Annotated in this window: 1 protein-coding gene; it reads right to left on the minus strand. The window is 45.7% G+C overall.

Features of this window, described 5'->3' with window-relative positions:
• Window positions 1-900 precede the first annotated feature (900 nt).
• A partial coding sequence (locus AC1DUA_RS37690; protein WP_477504587.1) for an SLOG family protein occupies window positions 901-1,389 on the minus strand: 489 nt, incomplete at its 5' end.

Genomic DNA, 1,389 nt, shown 5'->3' on the forward strand with positions numbered 1-1,389 from the left:
CCATAAGTATCCTCCTAGTATAGGGATCTCTGAGCGCTGCCCAAAGTCTCTCCTCTTCACATCCCATGATGTGTTTGTTTTTGATGGATTTATCGTATCACATCTTTGTTTATTTTTGAATCATTATTTTTGTTTTTGTTTTTCTTTGGTGAAAAAAAGGGGAAACACCTCGATTGAGGGGGCTTCGTGCATCTTCGGAGACCAACAGATTAAGCCCGACGGATCAGACTCCGTCGGGCTTTGGCGTTGGCTACTCTTATTACCCTTCCACCCTCTCACACTTTACTTTCCGTACATCCTCCTCCCACCTCATTTGCCAATAACAAATTAAAAGAAACCTAGCGTGATTCCCGCTGAGGCATCTTATTCCCTATCCATATCACGCTTTTCATGGGAAATTGGCAAAATAGCAGACCGTAGTTCCACTGACTGTTGGGAAATGCAGCTTTTCTGTGAAATAGCGGCCTGTAGTTCCTTCCTCTGAGAGAACTGTCGTAAGAGCAGCATGAACCTCGGGGATTTTGATTGGATGTATTCCAATGAAAATCCCCTATTTGACGCCGAAATGGCCATCTCATTGGACAAAATCCAGTGAGATAGCCGTCCTTCCACTGTTTCAACGTCTTTGTGACTGCTTGCATTGGAATCTATCCAATCAAAGCTCAATCCTGACCTGTAAATATCCGATTTCATTGGATTTCATCCAACCGAAATTGCTCTCCTTTTCCTAACTCCCGCCCGATTCCCATTACTGAGCTCGCACTAATCGCTCTCTCGATCGGACCTTACCGCTTTATCAAAACAGAATTTATTACACGCAAGGATGCTTTTATTAGCAGTTCATTAAGCGCTTTTGTCGGCATGCTGCCGGGAGCCGTGGGGACGTGACAAGCAAGCCGTTTAAATTTCCTCATAATCAGTAGGACCACTTGGATGCAGGGTATCCACATCCCCCCACTGATCGCCGTGCTCAACATCCTGTTCATTTTCGGCGACATTTTGCAAATCGCTGGCATTAATCGTGATGATTGGATAATCATGATGAGCTGCCACCTGCGCAGCTTGCTGTTTCATGAACTTGGGAGACCCTTCTGTATCCTCATCATATACAAGCAGAATACCGTCCGAATTGCGCAGCAGGAACTTGTCCCGCTCCTTAAACTGCCAAGGTCCCTCATATTTCGTTTTCGTGATGCTATTTACATAATTAGCCCGAGTTATCACGCTCGTATAGCTATTCTTTTTCTCTTCGCTCCACTTCTCTTCTTGCTCCAAAAAAGGCGTGATAACAGCCAATTTCAGCTCTGGATAGGTACTAGCTCTGAGATCAAGAACGGCCTCCGCCGCCCACAATTCAACGCCCCATCCGCCACTGACGACAACCCATTC

Source organism: Paenibacillus sp. 01T422 (genome assembly GCF_056398785.1).